Genomic DNA, 19366 nt, shown 5'->3' on the forward strand with positions numbered 1-19366 from the left:
TCCTCTCTGTTGACACGGTCGGGTTCGGCCCGGCACCAGGCCGAAGCCGTTGGGCATGGGCGTCAGGCTAGAACAGCCGGCGAGCCAGCTTGAAGGCCCGCTCGGTGTAGGGCGGGTAGATGATGTTGGAGAGGTCGGGGCGAGTCGGCTTGGTCAACACCGACTTGCGGTGACTGAACTCATCGAAGCCCCACTTGCCGTGGTAGGCGCCCATGCCCGAGGCGCCGACACCGCCGAATGGCAACTTCGCCGTCGACACCTGGAAGGCGAGGTGGTTGACCATCATGCCGCCCGCGGGCACCTCGTTGATCACCCGTTCGCGGATTTCGCGCGACTTGGTGAACAGGTATGCCGACAACGGCTTGGGCCGTGAGTTGACGAAACCGATGGCCTCATCCAGCGATTTGACGGTGAGCACCGGCAGGATCGGCCCGAAGATCTCGTTGGTCATCACCGGACCGCTCGGATCGGGGTCGACGACCACGGTCGGCTGAATGCGCAGGCTCTCCGCCGTGCACTTGCCGCCCACCTCAACCTTGCACTTACCCCCGGCCTTGGCTTCGGATTCGGCAGCCGCGATGTAGCCGCTCAACCGGTCGAACTGGCGCCGGTTGACGATCCGCAGCCCGTCGGGGTCGTCTTGGGAGCGGAACTTGGTGACGGCGGCGCCGATCTTGCCCACGAGTTCGTCCCGAATCGTTGCGTCAGCCAGCACGTAGTCGGGAGCAACACAGGTCTGGCCGCCGTTGACCAGTTTGATCCAGGCGATCCGCTTGGCCGCGACATCGATGTCGACGTCCGCGGCGACGATCACCGGGCTCTTGCCGCCGAGTTCGAGGGTGACCGGGGTCAGATGCGGCGCGGCGCCTTCGTAGACTTTGCGGCCGATCTCGGTGCCGCCGGTGAACATCACCCGATCCAGGCCCTGCCCAATCAGCTCCTGGCTCACCGCGCCGTCGCCTTCGATCACCGCAATCGCGTCACGGTCCAGATAGCGGGACACCAATTCGGCCATCAAACGCGACGATGCCTCGGCGATTTCGGAGGGTTTGAGAACGACGGTGTTGCCGGCCGCGATCGCACCGACCGCCGGACCCAGCGTCAGATAGAACGGATAGTTCCAGGCGCCGATGATCAGCACGGTGCCGTACGGCTCGTACTGCACCCAGCCCCGGCCGGGCAACTGCGGCGCTTCGAGCAAGACGTGCTTGCGCCGCATCCACTTGCGTACCTTCTTGGCCGCATACTTCGCTTCGGCGATGGTCGTTGCGATGTCGGCGATGAACGCCTCTACCGGGTTGCGGTCCAGATCCTCGACCAGCGCTTTGGTGATGGCGTCTTCGTTTTCCTCCATCAACCTTTGCAGCTGCAGCAGTTGCTGTTTGCGCCACTGCACGTTGCGGGTCCGCCCGGAGGCAAACGTCTGGCGCAGCCGGGCGACGGTGGCACCGACATCGGTTGGCTTGGAATCGTCGGACGGGGCTCGAACTCCGCCGGCTCCGTTTGCTCCGCGCTCCTGAGCTTTGGCTGCAACCGATTCGGTGGTCATCATTGTCCTTCCCTTCCGGCGGTGCCCAGGCTACGTCGCGTGGTCGCACACCGGTGATAACCGCGATCCTAGTCATCCGGCCAGCGCAGCAATAGAAAGATCGTGCCGGATCCGGGCATCCGCCCGCACAACGCCAACGGTCGACGGATTCGTCAGGGCTTACCCGCGGTCACGAAACGGTTGACGAACGGCCCTTCCTGCGAGTGCGCCGTCCGGCCCAGCCGGAGGGCTTCCGCGCCCACCTGGATCGAATCCGTCGTCCAGCCGTGCGCGGCGAACCAATCGGCGGGGTCGGGCTGGCCTTCGTCGTCGAACCACAGGTCAAAGGGATCAAACGAGGTGTCCTGACCGCGGGCCTGGCGCTTGGCGCGCTGCCGGGCCCACCTCTGGGCCCGTTCTTCGGCCGCTCGGCGAGCGTCCTCGTCTACCCCGAACATCTCGACGGCCAACCGGCTGCCGGTCGCACTGTTGGCGTCGATGGCGGTGAACAGCGCGTGTTGGGCGGCCGCCGGCAGAAACGGCAGCAGCCCTTCGGCCAGCCAGGCCGTCGGAAGCGACGTCTGAAAACCCGCGTCACGTAACGCCTGCGGCCAATCGTGGCGCAGGTCGACCGGTGCCGCCCGCAGCGCAGCGACCGGTGCGGCGCCATGGCGGGCCAGGGTGTGTTCCTTGTAGTCCAGCACCTTGGGCAGATCGATTTCGTAGACCGTGGTACCGCCCGGCCAGTCCAGCCGGTAGGCGCGGGAATCCAGACCGGCCGCCAGGATGACCACCTGGCGGATCCCGGCCGCTACCGCATCGATGAAGTAGCTATCGAAGAAGTGGGTGCGCACGGCCAGATAGTCGGTCATCTGTTGGGAGTCGACGGTGAAGTCGGGATCATCGTCGTCATCGGTCTGCGCCCACCAGGCGGCGACCTGTTCGCGAACCGCCGCCAGCTCGGGGGTGGAGACCAACGGCTCGGCGAACTGGTCACGGATCAGTGGGGTCTCGCTGGCGATCTCGGCGGCCCGAGCCAAGCGCGACCATCACCGCGGTCGCTCCGACACTGGTAGCGATGTCCCAGGAATCGTCGGCGGTGCGCGGCATTACAGCCGTTCCGCGGTCACGAAGTCGGAGTAGGCCTGCTTGTCGTCGGCCATCGGCACGCCTTCGACCCAGCGCCCCACCCGGTGCATCTCGTCGCAGGCGTTCTGGGCGTTGGCCCGCCAGCCATGCTCGTTGAGCCACTGTCCGAGCAGCGCGCGGTCCGGGTCGTGGTAGATCAGCTCGTGCACGTCGATGGTTTGTTCGAGGCCGAGTGTCTGGGCGACCTTTCTGAATCGCTCCCGCATTTGTTCGCGCCGCTCATCGGCGTGGTTGCCCGCGGTTTCGGCCGCAATGCGGCTGCCCGCGCAGCTGAGTTCGCCAATTTGGGTGAACAGCCGGTCTTGCGCCTCGGCGGGCAGGTACATCAACAAGCCCTCGGCCAGCCATGCGGTTCGCGCACTCGGATCGAACCCGGCGGCGCGCAGGGCACTCGGCCAGTCCTGGCGCAGGTCAATGGCCACCTCACGGCGCTCGGCCGCCGGCGTTACCCCGTTTTCGGCCAGGGTGGCCGACTTGTAGGCCAGCACCTGTGGCTGATCGATCTCGTAGACAGTGGTGCCCGCCGGCCAGTCCAGCCGGTAGGCGCGCGAATCCAGTCCCGACGCCAAGATCACGACCTGCCGGATCCCGGCCGCGACCGCGTCGGCGAAGTAGGTGTCAAAGAAGTTCGTCCGGACCGCCTGGTAGCTGCGCATGTGCTCGACGGTGGCGGCGGTTTCGGCATCGATGGCCTCGACTTTGGCCACCATCTCCTGATCGAGCATCGCTTCCCAGATGACGCCGGCATTGGCGTTGGTGACCAGCATCCTGGCGTACGGGTCGCGGATCAGCGGCTCGGGCTTGCTGGTTTCGACGGCCCGGGCCGCTGCCACCATGACAGCGGTCGCGCCGACGCTGGTTCTGATGTCCCACGTGTCGTCGTGGGTGCGCATTGTGCTCATCGCGTCCTCCGCTCTATCGCGAAATCTCGAGTGATGCTCGTAGCAGTGTGGTCGTGATCGCCTCGTCCACCAGGTCCTCGGGAACCGGCCGACCCAGCCGGGCCATCTCTTCCCGGTTGCTCACGCTGTGCACCTGCCAGCCGTGATTGGCCAGCCATTCGGCCGCGTCCGCGCGGCCCGGTTCACGATAGGTCAACGCCTCGACGTTGATGTCCAGACCCAGCCGGTCGCGCATCCGATTCCAGCGTTGCTTGTTGCCGGTCAGGTTCATCGTGAACGACTCGACGGCGATGCGGCTGCGCGGCGCGCTGAGGTCCGTGATCATCTCGAAGAGTCGGTCCTGGGCATCGCCGGGCAGATATGGCAGCAAGCCCTCGGCCAGCCACGCCGTCGGCCGGTCCCGGTCGAATCCGGCGCGCAGCAGCGCGGCCGGCCAGTCCTCACGCAGATCCACCGCGACCCCATGTCGTGTCGCGGCGGCGGTCACCCCGTGTGATTCCAGGATCTGGGCCTTGTACTCCAATACCTTCGGCTGTTCGATTTCAAAGACCACGGCCTCGGGCGGCCAGTTCAAGCGGTAGGCCCGGCAATCCAGCCCCGCAGCCAAGATCACCGCTTGCTCGATCCCGGCACCGGCAGCGGCAGCGAAGTACTCATCGAAGAAGTGGGTACGCACCGCCTGGTAGTCACAGCCGAGCCGGTGCAGACGTTGCCCGTGCGGGTCGTCATCGAGCCAGCCGATGTCGGGATCGGCCAACCGGGCCCACGCCGGGCCGGCCGATGACACCAGGATCGGGGCGAACTCGTCGCGAATCAGGGGATTGGCACCGGCCGTCTCGACCGCCCGGGCGGCGGCGACGCCCAATGCGGTCGCGCCAACACTTTCGGTGACGGTCCAGCTGTCACCATCACTACGCAGGGAGTCGACCTCATCAAGTTCTGTCATGACCAAACCATGCTACCTAGTAAGTTAGGCAACCTATACTCTGTGTGGCCCAGGTCACGGCAAGCGGATCCACCGTTGGGGCTACAACCGGGCCTACACCGGCAATTGGCCAGTAATCCAGCAATTACGCCTGCGACCGCTCCGCTAGGACCGCGGCTTCCACAGCGTGCCGGCCATCATCTTGCACAGCGTGTCCAGGATGTTTTCCATGTCCCGGTAGCTGCCCACAAACCCGGCATAGAAGCCCACGCCGCACAGCAGGAGCAACAGCGCCTCCGCCAACTGAGACGCGTCAACCCCCGCCTCGAGCTCCCCCCGCTGGATCGCATCGCGAACGGCGGTGTCCAGAAATTCGCGGGTGGCCGCGACCGCGTCGTGGTCACTGCGCCGCAATTCCGGATGCCGCTGCGATTCGAGCACGGCCGTGGCCAGGAACGCCGTGGTGGCGGGATGGGAGGCATCGGCCTCCTTCGCCACCATCACGAACGTGCACAGCTGCCCCAGCAGGGTCTGCACCGAGCGAGCCCGTTCAACACCGGCGGCGACGACCAGTTCGTTGGTCTGAACCACCACTTCGCGATACAAAGCCTGCTTGCTGGCGAAGTAGTGATTGATCGCCGGCCGGGTCAAATCGGCACTGACAGCAATCGCCTGGAACGTCGCCCCGTCATATCCGCGTTCACTGAACACTTCGCGGGCAGCACCAACGATGCGCCGGCGGGTGTCGTCAGCTTTCGCGGCGGGGGGACGGCCTGGACCTCGGCTGGCCGTTAACTGCATCACTCAAGTGTGCCACCGCCGCGATGCGGCTCCAGCGCGTTCGCCGGGATGCTACGGAACTTCCCAGATTGATAATCCTCGAAGGCCTCGATCACTTCGGCCTTGGAATTCATCACAAACGGCCCGTAGTGAACGACCGGTTCCCGGATCGGACGACCGCCCAAGATGAGCAGTTCAAGAGCCGTACCACGATATTTGTCCGACGCAGAGTCGGCGACGACGGTAATCCGGTCCCCGGCACCCATGACCGCCAGTTGCCCCTGGTGAATTGGGTGGCCGGCCGGCCCCACCGCGCCACCGCCAGCCAGAACGTACACCAGCGAATTTAGATCACGCTGCCATGGAATGTTCAGCTGAGCACCAGCGTGGACAGTCGCGTGCGCGAGGGTGATCGGCGTATGGGTGATTCCGGGCCCGCGATGGCCGTCGATCTCGCCGGCGATAATGCGAACCAGAGCCCCACCATCCGCGGACGCGAGCAGCTCAACGTCGCCGCCTTCGATGGCCTGATAGCGCGGTGGCGTGAACTTCTTTTTCCGCGGCAGATTCACCCACAACTGAATGCCGTGGAACGTTCCGCCGCGCAAGACGGTATCGACAGGCGGTGTTTCTATATGTAGGATGCCCGATCCGACCGTCATCCATTGCGTCGCACCGTCGGTGATCAGGCCTCCGCCGCCATGAGAATCCTGGTGCGCGAGTTTCCCGTCGATCATGTAGGTGACCGTCTCGAACCCTCGGTGCGGATGCCAGTCGGTGCCCCGAGGCTCTCCCGGCTCGTACTCCACTTCGCCGATCTGGTCCATGTGCACGAACGGGTCCAGGTCGGCCATGCCGACCCCCGCAAAGGCCCGGTCCACCGGGAATCCCTCACCCTCGTAGCCGCGCGGGCCGGATGTGATCGAACGGACCGGACGCTCCGTGTCGACGGGCCGGGGCGGACGCACCCGGGGCAACGTGAGCGTGTCTGCGGTAACAGCGGGCATCACTACCTCCTATTCAAACGACTACCGGTATAGCCGGACTAGAGTCCGTTTATTCCGGTCTGTCATAGGATGGCCAAATGCTTGTCAGGGCCGTGCTGTGAGCGACCAGAAACCAAACCCCAACGAGTCAACAGAGGTGTCTCCCGCCGCCGCCGGCGGGAGATTCGGCGCCTCGATCAGGAATGCTGGCTACCTACAAAAGTGGTTCCTGTTGGGCATCACGATCGGTGGGATCGCCGGGCTTGGCGCGGTGGTCTTCTATCTCGCGCTGAAATACAACGGCGAGTTTCTGCTCGGTTACCTTGCGGACTACCACATCCCGACGCCGGTCGGGGAGGGCGGCAGCCACGGGTCCAGCGGTTTCGTGCGCCCCTGGGCGATTCCGCTGATCACCACCGGTGGTGCGCTGCTCTCGGCATTCATCGTGGCCAGATTCGCGCCGGAGGCCACCGGGCATGGCACCGACGAGGCCATCGAGGCGGTACACACCAATCCCCGCAGCATCCGCAGCCGGGCGGTCCTGGTGAAGATGGTGGCCAGCGCGCTGACCATCGGATCGGGTGGTTCAGGTGGCCGGGAAGGCCCCACCGCACAGATCTCGGCCGGCTTTTGTTCCTTTCTGACCCGCCGGTTGGGCCTATCCGACGAGGACGGCCGGACCGCGGTGGCCCTCGGTATCGGTAGGGGCATCGGCGCTATCTTCGCCGCGCCGCTGGGCGGAGCGGTGCTGGCCGCATCGATCACCTACCGCGATGACTTCGACTACCGCAGTCTGTTGCCCGGTTTCATCACCTCCGGCACGGCGTACGCGGTGCTGGGCGCGTTCATGGGTTTCGACCCCCTGTTCGGCTACATCGACGCCGAGTATCGCTTCGAAAAGGCCTGGCCCCTGCTGTGGTTCGTGGTGATCGGGGTGGTCGCCGCGGCCATCGGCTACCTGTACGCGCGGGTGTTTCACGCGTCGGTGGGACTTGCGCACCACCTGCCCGGTGGTCCGGTCATCAAGCCGGCGGTCGGCGGACTGCTGGTCGGGCTGATGGGACTCTTGATTCCCCAGATCTTGAGCAGTGGCTACGGCTGGGCGCAGCTGGCGGCCGATCGCAATGCACTCATGGCAATCCCGTTGTGGATCATCATCGTCTTGCCGGTCGCCAAGATCCTGGCCACCTCCCTGTCCATTGGAACCGGTGGCTCCGGCGGGTTGTTCGGCCCGGGAATCGTCATCGGCGCCTTCGTGGGGGCCGCGATCTGGCGACTGGGCGAGCTAACCGGACTGCCCGGTGTGCCAGACGCGCCGGGAATCTTCGTCGTCGTGGCGATGATGACCTGTTTCGGCAGCGTCTCACGTGCCCCACTGGCCGTCATGATCATGGTCGCGGAAATGACCGGCTCCTTCTCGGTGGTGCCCGGGGCCATCCTCGCGGTCGGGATCGCATCGCTGTTGATGTCTCGCACCAACGTCACCATCTACGAAGCGCAGCGGCTCAATCGCGAAACCGCCGAAGCCGAACGCGCAGCTAGGGCCGCCGACCGCGGAAACTGACGCGACACCGCGGGATTGGGCCGCACATCGGCGCCGGTTGCCGGGTCTTCGCGTCTGAGCCTCGATGGGGCCCCGACGGCTGCCACGACATCTTCAGAGGGAGCGGATGTTTTGCACCGGTAGCCGCGGCCCGCGGCGGGGTTCGCGCGCCAGTCCGCTGGCCTCGAGCAACCGAACCACCCGATGCCGGTGAGGCCGCATCGGTTCCAGCAGCTCCAGCATGCCGGCGTCATCGACCGGATGGCCCAGCAACGTCCAGCCGATCATCTTCGGGATGTGGTAATCCCCCACCGATACCGCGTCAGCATCACCGAACGCGCGTTGCACGGTCTCGGCGGCAGTCCACACCCCGACGCCGGGCAAGCTCGTCAGCGCGGCCAGGGCCTCCCCCGCGGGCCGCGTGACAAGCCGTTGCAGTGCCGACGCCCGCTGCGCGCAGCCCACGACCGTCCGTGCCCGCCCGGGATCGACGTTGGCGCGGTGAAACTCCCAGGACGGAATGGCCCGCCACGCATCCGCCGACGGCGGCACCCGCATCCCGTCCGGCGCCGGACCGGGGGCCGGGGTCCCATACCGCGTGACCAACAACCGCCAGGACCGAAACGCCTCCGCGCCGGGCACCCGCTGCTCGATGACCGCGGGAAGCACCGCCTCCAGCACCTGTCCGGTGCGCCCCAACCGCAAATTCGGCAGCCGTCGGTGCGCGGCGGCAACCGTCGGATCCCGCGGTACGAAATCCGCGGCGTCGTCGTCGGCACCCAGCAACGCCGGTAGCTGATCGATGAATTCCTCGGCGCCGCTCCCCCAGGCCTCGCAATGAGCGGTATCGGGCGCGCAGCGGCTGAACCGGGCGGCGACGGGGCCGGAGCCCAGCAGGCTGGTACGCCAGATCGTGCCGTCCCCCGGGACCCGAAAGCACGGGTCCCCGCGGCCGCGGCGAAGCGGCGCCAGGGTGTGCCCGAACCCAGCGGCCCCAGCGAACGTGACCGTGCGCTCAATCTTCACCTGAGAACTCCGTATTCCGACGGCCCGGTCAATTGACCGCAAACTGGCTTCCGAGACAGGATGACTTACGTGATGACGCCGTTCGATGACCCGCAGGCAGAACTGGCGTGGATGTTTCTGCAAAGTATGTGCGAGGGCGGGGATCTAGACGAGGGTTTCGCGCTGCTCAGCGACGATTTCACCTACTGGAGCATCATCACCCGCAGCGCGTTCGAAAAGGATGCGCTGCGCCGCGCGGTGGAACAACGCAAGAAGGTCTTCGAGATCAACATCGACCTGCGGCGCTGCGTCAACGAGGGCGAAACGGTGGTGATCGAGGGACAGTCCGAGGGCATGACGGCCACCGGCGTGCGCTACGACAGCCCGTTTGTCTGCATCTTCGAGACCAAGGACGGGCTGATCGTCTCGCTGCGGGAATACAGCGACACCCAGTCCTTCGCGGCGGTGTTCCCGGCCGGCGCTAATCCGGTATGACGCTGATTTCTGCCTTGTTGGGGTAGAAGGCCACGTGCCCGGCGATCTCGGCAACCGCGGGATAGGGCTGTTCATAAGTCCAGATCACATCCGCGACGGTGTCGCCGGTGCTGGTGGTCACGCTGTAGTAGCTGGCATCACCCTTGAACGGGCAATAGCTGCTGGTGTCGGTGCTGGTCAACCGGTCAGCAACCACGTCAGCACGCGGAATGTATTGCACCGCAGGCAAAGTAGCCTCGCGCAATTCCAGTGCCGCGGCGGTGTCGGCAATGAGCTCGCCGTTGACCCGCACCTGAACCCGTCCCTTGGTCGGCTCGATGGTGATCGGGTGCCCCGCCGAGGGCTCTAGAACTTTTCGATGGCTCATGGTCAGTACCTCCTCGGATCCGAGTCTTTGGTCTGCAACGCTCGATGGCGTTGCAGACTTCCCACCTTTGGTCCGGTGTTCGCACCGCTCGGGCGACGCGATCCCGCGGCTACTCCGACTGTCCCGTCCTGGCGCCTTGGGTGTTCTTGCGCATCGACGCCCAGAACCGCGCTGCCTCGCGTATCGATTCCTCGACGGGCCGCGGCTGCCAGCCCAACTCGCGCACCGCCTTGGCGTGGTCGACCTCGGCCTCGGCGCGCATCATCCGCACCGATTCCAGGCTGAGTTCGGCATCTTTGCCGGTGAGCCGCGCCCGCAAGCTGCCCAGCGCACCCAGGGCATAGAGCGTCGGCACCGAGATCGTCCGTTGCGGCGGTGCTACCCCGGCCTCGTCGGCCGCGATCCGCACCACCTCTTTCAACGCGATCATCCGCTCGGAGATCAGGTAGCGCTGGCCGCTGCGCCCGCGTTCGGCGGCCAGGATCATCGCCCTGGCCACATCGTCGACACCCACCACTTCCAGCTTGATGCCGTTCATCAAGAACGGCAGCTTGCCGAACACCGCACCGGCGATGAAGGCGCCGTGTGGGGTGCGACCCCAGTCGCCGCTGCCGTAGGTCGTCGAGACGCACATCGCCACCGCGGGCAGTCCATGTTGGGCCACGTAGTCCATGACGAGATCTTCGGCCTGAACCCGGGATTGGACGTAGGACGAGACCCGTCGTGACCCGATCCGATCCTCCTCGGTCGCCACGTGCCCATGCCGACGATCCACCGTCGCATAGCTGCTGGTGAACACGAAGCGGCGCAGGCCGGCGTTCTTGGCGACGTCGAGGACATTACGCAGGCCTTCGACGTTGGTGTGAAAAAGCGGCGCCGGGTCGCGTAACCAGGCGCGCGCGTCGACCACGCAGTAATAGACGTCGTCACAACCCTGCATTGCCTCGCGCACCACGGCCGTGTCGAAGATGTCGCCATGGAATCGGGTGACCGGCAGGTCGTCGATGCTGCGGGTGTTGGCGGTGGGCCGCACCATCACCCGTACCTGCGCGCCATCCTCGATCAGCATGCGGGTGACGTGCGAGCCGAGAAACCCATTGGCGCCGATGACGAGTTTGGGCCCGACACTCATTGCGAGCCCCCGTACTGCTGCATCCAGTTCGCGGCGGCTTCATCGATCGTGCCCAGCTCCGCGGCCTTTCGGCACCACTTCAGCCCGGCTCGCAGAAAGCGCAGCGGGTTGTAGATATCTTCTTGACGGCACCACTGGCCGTCGCCGGCATAGGTGATGATCGAAATGTTGATCGCGCTGATCACGCTGCCGTCACCCGGATCGCGCATCGGGTTGTCCAGTTCCAGAATGATCCGTCCGGTGGACTCGTCGATGACCGACCACAACGACGGGAACGCCACCATGTGACTGCCCGGAAAGGTCGTCATCGTTTGCCAAATCCAGGCGCGCACTTGCTCGCGGCCGCGCATCGTGCCGGCCGCATGTTCGATGTACTCGACGTCTGGCGTGTAGTGCTGCACCCAGGCATCCCAATCCCGCGACGCGGCCGCGCGGACAACGGTGTCCTCGAACTTCTCGAAGGCCGCCGCCAGTTCGCTGCGAGAAAACTCCGGCCCACTCACCACAAGACCATGAATCTGCTGGAAGAGCGAATTTCTTGGCCGGCATCGGGTCTCACGTCAAGCTTTCTGACACCGTTACACCACATCGCCGGAGTGTAGCCTGGGAACGGCCTGGGTCCCTGGGGTACCCGGAGTCCCCGGCTGGCGAGGAGGACCACGATGACGAGCCCGCAAAAGGCAATACTGGCCGGTGGCTGCTTCTGGGGAATGCAAGACCTGATCCGCAAGCAGCCCGGTGTGATCGCGACGCGAGTCGGCTACAGCGGCGGCGACGTCGCCAACGCGACGTACCGCAACCACGGAACTCATGCCGAGGCCGTCGAAATCATCTTCGACCCCCAAGCCACCGACTACCGCACGCTGTTGGAGTTCTTTTTCCAGATCCACGATCCGACGACGCCGAACCGCCAGGGCAATGACCGCGGCACCAGCTACCGGTCGGCCATCTATTACCTCGACGACGAGCAGAAACGAGTCGCGCTGGACACCATCGCCGATGTCGAAGCGTCCGGCCTGTGGCCCGGCAAGGTGGTGACCGAGGTAAGCCCGGCCGGGGACTTCTGGGAGGCGGAGCCCGAACACCAGGATTACCTGCAGCGTTACCCCAGCGGTTACACCTGCCACTTCATCCGACCGGGGTGGAAGCTGCCGCGACGGGCCACCGCCGGCCAACAGCCGCGGCGCCGCTGGCCCTGAAGCCCGGCCCCGGGATCAGCGACGGTGCACCACAATCCGGCCACCGTTCTTGGGGGTGTAGGCCACACCCCGGCAAAACAGCCGCTCGCCGGCAGCGGTGGTCGGTTCGATGGTGAAGTTGCGCAGCACCGTTCGCAGCACCACGTCCATTTCCATGTTGGCGAACGCGGCACCCACGCACCGCCGGGTTCCGCCACCGAACGGGATCCACCCGAAGGTGGACGGTCTACCACCAATGAAACGCTGCGGATCGAAGCGCTGCGGGTCTGGGAAATTGTCGGGATTGGCATGCATCTGCGCGATGTTGACGAGGATCGATTGCCCGCGCGGAATCATCCACTGGCCAAGCTGGTACTGCGGCGCATAGACGTGCCTGGCCGCGAAATCGATGACCGTCCTGGCTCGCTGCACTTCCAGGATGGTGGCCTGGCGTAGCTCGCCCCCCGCATCCTCGGCCTCGGCCACCCGGGCCGCCAGCAGATCGGGGTGGCGGGTCACCCGCTCAAACGCCCACGACAACGTGGACGCCGTCGTTTCATGCCCCGCCGCCAGCAATGCCAGCAGCTCGTCGCCAATATCCTTGCGCGACATACGTGAACCATCGTCGTAGGTGCTGCGCAGCATCAGGGCCAGCACGTCGGTCCGATCCGAGAAGTTCAGGTCCGACCGCTCCTGGTCGATCAGCCTGTCGATGATCACGTCGTACTGGCGCCGATACTCGGCGAGCCGACCCCACGGGTTGAAGCGGCCGTATCGCCGCTTCGGCTTCGGCATCGACGCCAGCCGTGAGCCCAGTGTGGTCCAGGGCGGAATGATCCGGCGCAGTTCGTCGAGTTCGGCGCCATCGGCACCGAAGACCGCGCGCAGGATCGCGTTGAGGGTGATGCGCATCATCGACGGCAGCGTCGGGAAAAGTTGCCCCTCGGGCCAATTGGCGGTTTCGCGCAGGGTCTCTTGTTCGATGATGATTTCGTAGTTCTTCATGCTCTTGCCGTGAAACGGCGGCGCCAACAGCCGCCGCCGGCGGCGGTGGTCGTCCCCGTCGAGCCCGAACACCGAGCCAGACCCGAACATCCGACTCAAATTGGGCTGGATGTTGCCCAGGTCCTCCGGGCTGGCGGTGAAGACCTGCTTGGCCAGTTGTGGGTCGTTGACCACCACCATGTGGCCATAGATCGGGACGTTGAGTGCGAAAACGTCGCCGTTGCGGCGGCTCAGCCAGTCCATCATCCGCCGCCGGGAGGTGGCAAAGGCCAGGCCCTGTAACATCTTCGGAATTCGGGTCGCTTGCGCCATTTTGACCGCCGGCACTGCCGGCGCGTCGGAGATCGCTTGATTCATGGGGGTATCGCTCCCAACACTTGCCCCCGAAACGGGGTTGGTACCACCGTGTACCACTCGCTTTTCTAGTACGGTACTCTTTGGTACCAGTCCTGACAAGGAGTTCGGGTCGACCGAGGAGGCGCGCTCGTGACGGCAGCTGCTAGCAGCCCGGCGGCCCTGGACAGCGACCCGTTTCGGCAGCGCCTGCTCGAGGGCTTGGTCGCCTCGATCGGCGAACGTGGCTACCACGCCACCACCGTCGCCGACATCGTGCGCCACGCGCGAACCTCCAAACGCACGTTTTACGACCGATTCGAAAGCAAGGAACAATGCTTCCTGGACTTGCTACGGGCGGACAACGAGCGACTCGCCAAGCGGATCCGCGCGGCCGTCGATCCCGAAGCGGACTGGCAGGCCCAGATACGCCAAGCCGTCGAGGCCTACCTGAGCCACATCGAATCCCGGCTGGCAGTCACCTTGAGCTGGATCCGCGAATTCCCCTCCCTGGGACCCATCTCCTACCCCGTCCAAAGGCACGGGATGAACCTGCTGACCAGCCTGCTCGTCGAGCTCAGCGCCAGCCCCGGATTCCGGCGGGCCGGCTTGCCCGCGGTGCCCGGGGCACTGGCGGTGATCCTGCTGGGGGGTTTGCGTGAACTGACCGCGCTGACCGTCGAGGACGGACGAGACATCCGGGAAATCGTCGAACCGGCGGTGGATGCGTCCATCGCATTGGTCGGCCCACGGCACTAGGCTCGGTGCCCGACTGTGTAGCTCTAGTAGACGGAGGACCTAACGATGCGACTGTCGACCCGAAACCAGCTCAAGGGCACCATCATCGAGGTGGACCTCGGCGCCGTGATGGCGGTTGTGAAGGTGCGGCTCGACGGCGGCGACCAGGTCATCACCTCCTCGGTCACCAAGAATGCCGCGACCGACCTCGGCCTCGCGGTCGGCCAACCGGCGACGGTGTTCATCAAGTCCACCGAAGTCACAATCGGAGTCGAGTAGTCCGACATGGCGGCCACGATGCGAGCCGAGCGCTTCTACGCCGATTCCAAAACAGTTGTACTCGAAGATGTTCCGATACCGGAGCCGGGGCCGGGCGAGGTCCTGGTCAAAGTGGCCTACTGCGGGATCTGCCACTCCGATCTGAGTCTGATCAACTGCACCTTCCCCACCCAGGCGCCAGTGGTGACCCAGGGGCACGAGGCGTCGGGCACCATAGCCAAACTCGGCCCCGAGGTTGACGGCTGGTCCGAGGGCGACCGCGTTGTGGTGGCCGCCGGCCGGCCGTGCCAGAGCTGCCCGAACTGCCGACGCGGTGACACGGTGAATTGCCTGCGGATCCAGCTGATGGCGTTCGCCTACGGCGGGGCCTGGGCGGAGTACACCGTGGCACAGGCGGCCGGTCTGACCCGGGTGCCCGACAATGTTTCGCTCGACCAAGCCGCGATTCTGGCCGATGCGGTGTCCACACCGTTCGGTGCGGTGGTGCGGACCGGCAAAGTGGCCGTCGGGGAATCGGTCGGGGTGTGGGGCGTGGGTGGCGTCGGAACCCACATCGTGCAACTGGCCCGTTTGGTCGGCGCGGTGCCGGTGATCGCCTTGGACATCAATCCCGTGGTGCTCGACCGGGCGCTGGAACTGGGCGCCGACTACGCCTTCGACTCCCGCGACGACCAACTGCACGACAAGCTCGCCGAGATCACCGGCGGCCGCATGCTCGACGTGGCGTTCGACGCGGTCGGTCTCAAGGCCACCTTCGAGCAGGCGTTCGGATCGCTGACCGCCGGAGGCCGGCTGGTCGGTGTTGGCATGAGTGCCGAATCACCGACCGTGGGACCCACCTCGATGTTCGGACTGACCCACAAGCAGGTACTCGGTCACCTCGGCTACCAGAACGTCGATATCGAAACCCTGGCGAAGCTGGTTTCACTTGGGCGCCTGGATCTTTCGCGCTCCATCAGCGAGATCGTCCCGCTTGAAGACCTGCCGTTGGGTATCGAGAAGCTGGAACGCCAGGACGGCAACCCGATCCGCATCCTGGTCCAGCCCTGACGAGCACGCGCCTCCACGACACTTAAACCACGCACCCGACGCGCCGAGAAGTGGCGCAACGGTTTAAGTCTCGATACGAAGGAACGCGCGCAGCCGGTCCAGTACCAGATCCGGCCGCTGCTCGACGATCCAATGGCCCACCCCGTCGACGAACTCGACCTCGAAATCGCTGATGTGGTCCTCGTATCCGCGCAACAGCTGCGGGGTGAGCACCGGGTCCTCGGTGCCGTGTAACCAGCGCACCGGAACATCGACCCGAGCGTCGGCGTATTCGCCGCGCATCCAGGGCAACGCTTCCGAACTCTGGAACGTGCGATACCACCGCGAGCCCGCCACCGCGTGCCCCGGCTGGCGCATGCGTTCGACATACATGCGAACAGCCTCGTCAGCAATGGTGAATCCCCCACCGACCCAAGACGTCAGCACCCGAAAGTAGCGAGCCTTGGGATCCGCGATCACCCGGGGGCCGATGACCGGCAGCAAGATGGGGATCTGATACCAAAACCGCCAGATGTCGCGCACCATGCCGAGATCGCGCGGGAACCACGGCGCCGCGGTGTTCATTCCGAAGAATCCGGTCACCTTGGCCGGGTAGCGCAGCATCATGATGAACGCCACCGGGCCACCCCAGTCGTGGGCGACGAGGCGCACCGAGGCGATGCCCAGCCGATCCAGCACACCCGCCAGATCGTCGGCCATCTCCTTTTTCGTGTAGCGCGAGCGCGGAGCCGAACTCCATCCGGCGCCACGCAAGTCGGGACACAACACCCGATACCCGTCCGCGGCCAGCGGACCGATCAGCTCGTGCCATTCCCACCAGTTCTCCGGAAAGCCGTGCACCAGCATCACCGCCGGGCCATCGGCGGGGCCGGCGTCTGCGACATGGATCGTGATGCCACCGTCGAGATCGACAAACCGGTGCTCGACACCGTCGAGGGCGGGAAGAGTGCTCATGTGTTGAGAAGGTAGTGGACGCGGCGGATCCCGGTCGGCTAACTGAGGAACCGCTTCAGGTAGGGCGCAAAGCGAGCCCGCAGACTCTCCTCGGTCAGCCCGAACATCTCGCAGGATGTCTGCACGGTGCCCAGCCGGCCTCGTTGGTGGCCCGCGAGGTAGCCGGCCGTTGCGGTGCGTACCGAGTCGGTGAATGGCTCGCCGGCCAGCGCGTATATCCGCTCCGCGACGCCGACCTCGTCGGCCATGAAGTCGTCGAACCGAATATCGATCGAGCGCTCGGGACCGATGGTGTCGCGATCGCGCACGAGTGTGGCGAGCATCCGGTCGAGGCGATCGACCCAGTAGTGGGCGATCCGCTCGACCGGGACCGGCCAGCGGTGCATCCGGGCCGAGTAGGTGATCATCGCGAGCATCGACAACGCCACCGGCACCGGGTCACGGTGCGTGAACAACACGATGCTGCCCGGGAACACCCGATCCAGCACCGGAACCTGTTCCAGATGCTGGGGCGACTTGAGCAGCCAGCGCCGGCCGCCACGCAGGAATTGCATCGCCTTGAGCTGGGTAGCCACGTATTGATAGTGCGGCGTCTGGTCGTGGGTCTGGTAGTAGTCGCGCCAGCGGGGCACGTGGCCAAGCGTTTCGAAGAGCATCGTCGAGAAGTCATTGGCCAGCAGTTGAATCTCTTCGTGGACGTGGTCGGCGGTCATCTCGTGCATCAGCGAAAAGTGCGGCATCACGGTGTTGATGACCCCGACCGCCACATCCATGCGGACCCGCCGCGGGTCCGGCTCCACCCCCACCTCTTGGGGCAGGGGAAACGGCTCCACGCTCTCCCAGTACGGCATGGTCCGGAATGTGGTCGGCGCCGCGAGCATGTTGTGCAGGTGGGTGGTGCCGGTGCGGGGCAGACCAGCGATCACCACCGGCGGTTGCAGTTCGATGTCGTCGATCTCCGGATGCCGGTGGCGCAGGTCGCTCAACAACAGCCGGTTCTTCAGCAGCTGCAATAGCTGCCCATAGAAGTTGACCACTCCGGCCGGCTGCATCCCGTCGATCTCGGCCAGGGCGGCCAGATAGACGTCGAGCCTTTCCCGGTAGTCGCCTTCGCCGAAATCGTGCAGCCCGGTGTCGGCGCTGGCCTTTGCGTGCAGCGCGTCGGAATCCAACGAACAGTCCGGGGCGAGGGCGGCCATCATGTCGAGGATCTGCTGAGCCTCGACACAGAACTGAGGCCGGGACAGATCGTCGAGGCGCACGAGCGCGGCTTTCGTCCTGGCAACTTATGTTACTCTGAGTTTCGTAATGGTAGCTGATTTTGGCCGGCCTCGTGACCCGCGCATCGACGGCGCCGTGCTGCGCGCGACGGTCGAGCTGCTCGCCGAAACCGGATACGCCGGGCTGCTGGTCTCCGCCATCGCCAAACGCGCCGGCACCAGCAAGCCCGCGATCTACCGGCGCTGGCCCAGCAAGGCGCACCTGGTGCATGAGGCGGTGTTCCCGATCGACGCCGCCACCGCAGTCCCCGATACCGGATCACCGGTCGACGATCTACGCGAAATGGTGCGGCGCACGACGGCCGTGCTGAGCACCCCGGCCGCGAAGGCGGCCCAGCCGGGGCTGATCGGCGAGATGGCCGCCGACCCAACGCTGCATTCCGCGCTGCTGGTGCGATTCGGCGAGATCTTCGGGCATGGGCTCACCACCTGGCTGGACAATGCCGCGGCCAGGGGCCAGGTCCGGGCCGATGTCACCGCACCCGAACTGGCCGAGGCGATCGCCGGCATCGTCCTGATCGGTCTGCTGACCCGCCCGGGCGAACTCGAGCCCGGCGTCGGGGACGCCTGGATCGACCGCACGACGACGTTGCTGCTGAAAGGAATCCGGAAAGGAACCCCGCAATGACATACGAGTCGACCGCCGCGTGGCAGGAGCTGCTGGACACCCTGCGCACTCTGGACAGCTCGTTCCTCGAGGGAGAGCGCGCCGTCACCGACGACCGTCACGTCGCCGACGGCTACCGCATGCTCGCCACCACGCTGGGCGTCGCCTTCGACGCCTACCTCTTTCCCGAGCCCGGTCGGCCCCAGTTCGTCGCGGTGAACACGCCGTTTCGCCACGACCGCAGATGGGGCGGCGACAACACCGACGCCTACTACTTCATGTGCCCGGTCGACCCCGATCGCCGCTACCGCATCAGCGGCAACAAGGGCGACAGCGTGTACTTCTCGGTGACGGCCTACAACGAACCAGCACCGGGCGCGTGGTCAGACCGGATCGTTGCGATCGTTCGCGATAGCGATCTCGACGTCGACGCCGACGGCAACTTCTCCTTCGAACTGGGCCCCACCCCCGACGCGGCGGTGTTGATGACCCGCGACTACCAGGCCAACCCACTGACCGGGCGCCCGATCACCTGGCACATCGAGGCGCTCGACGAGCCCGACCCGATCCGACATGCAGATCCGCAGACCGCTGCCGGCCTGCGGTCGGTTGCGACCTGGTTGCGCACCATGTTCGCCATCATGCCGCTGCCCGTTGGGACACGGGACCAGGACTTGCCAGACGAACACGCGCTTGGGCACAACACCGCCCACGCCGCGAACCAGTTCGCCGACCCCTACCAGGTGCCCGACGCCAACTTCGGCTGGTCGGCACGCGACGCGTGCTACTGCTACGGCAGTTTTGTGCTCGACGACGACGAGGCGCTGGTCATCACGCACCGACCGCCGTCGTGCCGGTTCTGGAACCTGGTGGTGTGGAACCAGTTCATGGCCACCTGTGGCGCCGCCGATGCCCGGTGCTCGGTCAACGGCCACAGCGCCATCGCCAACAGCGATGTCTCGGTGACCGTGGTGCTCTCCCGCGGGGTCACCACACACCCGAACTCGCTGACCACGCTGGACTATCCCCGCGGCAATCTCGCCTTCCGCTGGTTTCTCGCCGACGGCGTGCCGGCGCGGCCGGAGGTGAAGCTGGTGAAGCTCGCCGATGCCCCGACCGAGGTGGCTTGA

Annotated in this window: 20 protein-coding genes and 1 pseudogene; 8 read left to right on the forward strand and 13 right to left on the reverse strand. The window is 65.7% G+C overall.

The window, feature by feature from the left end:
- Positions 1-67: 67 nt before the first annotated feature.
- The 6 genes and pseudogenes from SHTP_RS24340 to SHTP_RS24365 all read right to left on the reverse strand — a co-directional run bounded on the left by SHTP_RS24340 (position 68) and on the right by SHTP_RS24365 (position 6291).
- A complete protein-coding gene (locus SHTP_RS24340) occupies positions 68-1552 on the reverse strand; it encodes an aldehyde dehydrogenase family protein (protein WP_096372037.1) in 1485 nt (494 codons plus the stop codon).
- A gap of 149 nt (positions 1553-1701) precedes the next feature.
- A pseudogene (locus tag SHTP_RS24345) lies at positions 1702-2638 on the reverse strand (SAM-dependent methyltransferase).
- Complete coding sequence (locus tag SHTP_RS24350) at positions 2638-3570, reverse strand: class I SAM-dependent methyltransferase (protein ID WP_085981891.1); 933 nt, start codon at positions 3568-3570, stop codon at positions 2638-2640. The pseudogene SHTP_RS24345 and the gene SHTP_RS24350 overlap by 1 nt, the downstream one beginning before the upstream one ends.
- A 22-nt stretch (positions 3571-3592) precedes the next feature.
- Positions 3593-4525 (reverse strand): class I SAM-dependent methyltransferase, encoded by a 933-nt coding sequence (locus tag SHTP_RS24355; protein ID WP_096372038.1) that lies wholly within the window; start codon positions 4523-4525, stop codon positions 3593-3595.
- Between the two features lie 144 nt (positions 4526-4669).
- Entirely contained in the window at positions 4670-5305 is a 636-nt protein-coding gene (locus SHTP_RS24360) for a TetR/AcrR family transcriptional regulator (protein WP_012392337.1), read from the reverse strand.
- Positions 5305-6291: a pirin family protein gene (locus SHTP_RS24365; RefSeq protein ID WP_096372039.1), complete on the reverse strand. Its 987-nt coding sequence runs from the start codon at positions 6289-6291 to the stop codon at positions 5305-5307. The genes SHTP_RS24360 and SHTP_RS24365 overlap by 1 nt, the downstream gene beginning before the upstream one ends.
- Before the next feature lie 97 nt (positions 6292-6388).
- On the opposite strand from SHTP_RS24365, the gene SHTP_RS24370 reads away from it, so the two are divergent.
- Positions 6389-7834, forward strand: coding sequence for a chloride channel protein (locus SHTP_RS24370; protein ID WP_231991215.1), 1446 nt, complete (start codon positions 6389-6391; stop codon positions 7832-7834).
- Positions 7835-7927: 93 nt separating this feature from the next.
- Here the strand turns inward: SHTP_RS24370 and SHTP_RS24375 are convergent, their stop codons facing one another.
- On the reverse strand, positions 7928-8839 hold the full coding sequence (locus SHTP_RS24375) for a DNA-3-methyladenine glycosylase family protein (protein WP_015354132.1): 912 nt from the start codon (positions 8837-8839) through the stop codon (positions 7928-7930).
- A gap of 72 nt (positions 8840-8911) precedes the next feature.
- Here SHTP_RS24375 and SHTP_RS24380 point away from each other — a divergent pair, with 72 nt between their 5' ends.
- Positions 8912-9313 carry a nuclear transport factor 2 family protein gene (locus SHTP_RS24380; RefSeq protein WP_012392333.1) on the forward strand — a complete coding sequence of 134 codons (402 nt, stop codon included), beginning with the start codon at positions 8912-8914 and terminating at the stop codon, positions 9311-9313.
- Here SHTP_RS24380 and SHTP_RS24385 read toward each other — a convergent pair.
- The 3 genes from SHTP_RS24385 to SHTP_RS24395 all read right to left on the reverse strand — a co-directional run bounded on the left by SHTP_RS24385 (position 9300) and on the right by SHTP_RS24395 (position 11315).
- The gene (locus tag SHTP_RS24385) at positions 9300-9680 is read right to left on the reverse strand and encodes a DUF427 domain-containing protein (RefSeq protein ID WP_011742280.1); all 381 of its coding nucleotides are present in this window, start codon (positions 9678-9680) and stop codon (positions 9300-9302) included. The two genes, SHTP_RS24380 and SHTP_RS24385, sit on opposite strands and share 14 nt — an antisense overlap.
- A 109-nt stretch (positions 9681-9789) precedes the next feature.
- Complete coding sequence (locus SHTP_RS24390) at positions 9790-10812, reverse strand: NAD-dependent epimerase/dehydratase family protein (RefSeq protein ID WP_096372040.1); 1023 nt, start codon at positions 10810-10812, stop codon at positions 9790-9792.
- A complete protein-coding gene (locus tag SHTP_RS24395) occupies positions 10809-11315 on the reverse strand; it encodes a nuclear transport factor 2 family protein (protein WP_096372648.1) in 507 nt (168 codons plus the stop codon). The genes SHTP_RS24390 and SHTP_RS24395 overlap by 4 nt, the downstream gene beginning before the upstream one ends.
- Before the next feature lie 159 nt (positions 11316-11474).
- On the opposite strand from SHTP_RS24395, the gene msrA reads away from it, so the two are divergent.
- Positions 11475-12011: a peptide-methionine (S)-S-oxide reductase MsrA gene (msrA, locus tag SHTP_RS24400; RefSeq protein WP_096372041.1), complete on the forward strand. Its 537-nt coding sequence runs from the start codon at positions 11475-11477 to the stop codon at positions 12009-12011.
- A gap of 15 nt (positions 12012-12026) precedes the next feature.
- Here the strand turns inward: msrA and SHTP_RS24405 are convergent, their stop codons facing one another.
- Positions 12027-13352, reverse strand: a complete 1326-nt coding sequence (locus SHTP_RS24405; protein ID WP_096372042.1) for a cytochrome P450 — start codon at positions 13350-13352, stop codon at positions 12027-12029.
- A gap of 129 nt (positions 13353-13481) precedes the next feature.
- Between SHTP_RS24405 and SHTP_RS24410 the strand changes: the two genes are divergently transcribed.
- Genes SHTP_RS24410 through SHTP_RS24420 form a run of 3 tightly spaced genes read left to right on the forward strand, consistent with a single transcriptional unit; the run spans position 13482 to position 15395 of the window.
- The gene (locus SHTP_RS24410; protein ID WP_011742284.1) at positions 13482-14087 is read left to right on the forward strand and encodes a TetR/AcrR family transcriptional regulator; all 606 of its coding nucleotides are present in this window, start codon (positions 13482-13484) and stop codon (positions 14085-14087) included.
- A 45-nt stretch (positions 14088-14132) separates the two neighbouring features.
- Positions 14133-14345: a TOBE domain-containing protein gene (locus SHTP_RS24415; RefSeq protein ID WP_011742285.1), complete on the forward strand. Its 213-nt coding sequence runs from the start codon at positions 14133-14135 to the stop codon at positions 14343-14345.
- 6 nt (positions 14346-14351) lie between these two features.
- On the forward strand, positions 14352-15395 hold the full coding sequence (locus SHTP_RS24420) for a zinc-binding dehydrogenase (protein WP_096372043.1): 1044 nt from the start codon (positions 14352-14354) through the stop codon (positions 15393-15395).
- 63 nt (positions 15396-15458) lie between these two features.
- On the opposite strand, the gene SHTP_RS24425 is transcribed toward SHTP_RS24420, so the two are convergent.
- Together SHTP_RS24425 and SHTP_RS24430 are read right to left on the reverse strand one after the other, a co-directional pair.
- Complete coding sequence (locus tag SHTP_RS24425) at positions 15459-16349, reverse strand: alpha/beta fold hydrolase (RefSeq protein ID WP_096372044.1); 891 nt, start codon at positions 16347-16349, stop codon at positions 15459-15461.
- Positions 16350-16387: 38 nt separating this feature from the next.
- Entirely contained in the window at positions 16388-17551 is a 1164-nt protein-coding gene (locus SHTP_RS24430; protein WP_231991560.1) for a sulfotransferase family protein, read from the reverse strand.
- A 106-nt stretch (positions 17552-17657) separates the two neighbouring features.
- Here SHTP_RS24430 and SHTP_RS24435 point away from each other — a divergent pair, with 106 nt between their 5' ends.
- A complete protein-coding gene (locus SHTP_RS24435) occupies positions 17658-18257 on the forward strand; it encodes a TetR/AcrR family transcriptional regulator (protein ID WP_011742288.1) in 600 nt (199 codons plus the stop codon).
- Entirely contained in the window at positions 18254-19366 is a 1113-nt protein-coding gene (locus SHTP_RS24440; RefSeq protein WP_096372046.1) for a DUF1214 domain-containing protein, read from the forward strand. Before SHTP_RS24435 ends, SHTP_RS24440 begins: the two co-directional genes overlap by 4 nt.

It is taken from the genome of Mycobacterium ulcerans subsp. shinshuense (assembly GCF_002355775.1).
GTDB lineage: Bacteria > Actinomycetota > Actinomycetes > Mycobacteriales > Mycobacteriaceae > Mycobacterium > Mycobacterium marinum.